Here is a 1,768-nt window from a genome sequence, read left to right on the forward strand (position 1 = left end):
GGTCCATCCTCGTCGAATCGCGAACTGCCAGATTACGATTTCGTAATGTGATGGTTTCGGCATCTCCGCGATAATCGCTGCATGAAGATTCTGGTTGTGGAAGACGAGCCCAAGCTCGCCGAATACCTACGCAGGGCGCTCACCGAAAGCAATTACATCGTGGATGTCGCGCACAGCGGCACGGATGGCCGCTATCTCGCGACCGAAGGGCATTACGACCTCGTCCTCCTCGACGTCATGCTTCCGGGGCTGGATGGCTATGCCGTCTTGCAAGAACTGCGTCGGGGCAAACACGTACCCGTCCTGATGCTGACCGCGCGGGACGAGGTCGAGGATCGGGTCAGAGGCCTGCAGGCGGGTGCCGACGATTACCTGGTGAAGCCGTTTGCACTGTCCGAGTTGCTCGCTCGCGTGCAGGCCTTGTTGCGGCGCGGTGCCTTGCGCTCGGATAGCCAGGATTCAACGGTGCTCCGTTTGGCGGACCTCGAACTCGACCTGGTTCGGCGCAAGGCGTCACGATCCGGGCAGCGCCTCGACCTGACCGCCAAGGAGTTCACGTTGCTGACGTTGCTGCTGCGCCGGCAAGGGCAGGTCCTTTCCCGTACCGCGCTCGCAGCGCAGGTGTGGGACATGAATTTCGACAGCAATACGAACGTGGTCGAAGTTGCGGTGCGCCGGTTGCGCGGCAAGATCGACGACGCTTTCGAGAAGAAGTTGTTGCATACCGTGCGCGGCATGGGATACGTCCTTGAGGACCGGAAGCCCTGAGAATGCGCAATCCGCGTTCGCTTAGCCGCTGGTTATCGTGGTGGCTCGCCGTGCTGGCCTCGCTGGGGCTCGGCTTGGTCTGCTCGATCGTTTACGTGGGCGCGAGTCTAAATCTCTCCAACAAGCAGACGGACGAACTGCGGCACAAGCGGGACATAGTGCGCCATCTCGTCGGCGAGATTGCAACGCGGGACGCGTTGCCGAGCCTGCGTCACAAGCTCGACGACTTCTTTGTGGGCCATGCCAACCTCGAGTTACGGCTGATCCAGGGATCTGACGCTCTTCTGTACGCAACTCCGGCGCGTTCAAGCCCCGGCGCAATCCTGCGGCGGGATGAGTTCGAAATCTCCGTGCCATGGTCGCCCACAACCATGCTGCGCGCCGAATTGATGCTCGACAGCAGCGCCGACGCGCTGCTTTTGGAGCAGTTGGCCTGGACGCTACTCGCGAGCGCCCTTGGTGGAGCGGCGGCCATCTCAGTGGGCGGCGCATGGCTCGTTCGTAGAGCGCTCTTGCCTGTTCGCGACCTGGCTCGACAAGCAGCGGCCCTAAGCCCGGAAAGCGTTGGACAGCCGCTTGACGGCTCCGCCCAGGCACAGGAGCTTCAGCCGTTGGTCACACAATTCAACGCGCTCCTGGTTCGATTGAACCGCGCATATCAACAACTGGAAGGGTTCAACGCCGATGTCGCTCACGAGCTGCGCACACCGCTGGCGACCTTGATTGGTGAGACCGAGCTAGCTCTGAGTCGTCAGCGCGATGTCGCCGAACTGCGCGATGTGCTCGGATCGAACCTCGAGGATCTTCAACTTTTAGCGGGGCTGGTCAATGACATGTTGTTCTTGTCCCGGGCCGATCGCGGGGAGCGCGCCCGTCGCCACCGTGTGGATAGCCTGGCCGAACTGGTGTCCGAGGTCATCGAATTCCACGAAGCGTCAATGCAGGAGGCCGGCGTGACTGCGCGCTTACGCGGTGACGGCATGGGCACAGTCGATGCTGG

Annotated in this window: 2 protein-coding genes; both read left to right on the forward strand. The window is 61.8% G+C overall.

The window, feature by feature from the left end; genetic code table 11:
- The first annotated feature begins 81 nt into the window (after positions 1 to 81).
- On the forward strand, positions 82 to 768 hold the full coding sequence (locus C662_RS19450; protein WP_002924878.1) for a heavy metal response regulator transcription factor: 687 nt from the start codon (positions 82 to 84) through the stop codon (positions 766 to 768).
- Between the two features lie 2 nt (positions 769 to 770).
- On the forward strand, positions 771 to 1,768 hold a 998-nt coding region (locus tag C662_RS19455; protein WP_002934452.1), incomplete at its 3' end, for a histidine kinase dimerization/phospho-acceptor domain-containing protein.

This window comes from Thauera sp. 28, assembly GCF_000310145.2.
Lineage (GTDB): Bacteria > Pseudomonadota > Gammaproteobacteria > Burkholderiales > Rhodocyclaceae > Thauera > Thauera mechernichensis.

What these genes read in the sequence shown, in the direction of transcription:
- C662_RS19450 (WP_002924878.1), top strand. Translation starts at nt 82, where the DNA reads ATGAAGATTCTGGTTGTGGAAGACGAGCCCAAGCTCGCCGAATACCTA.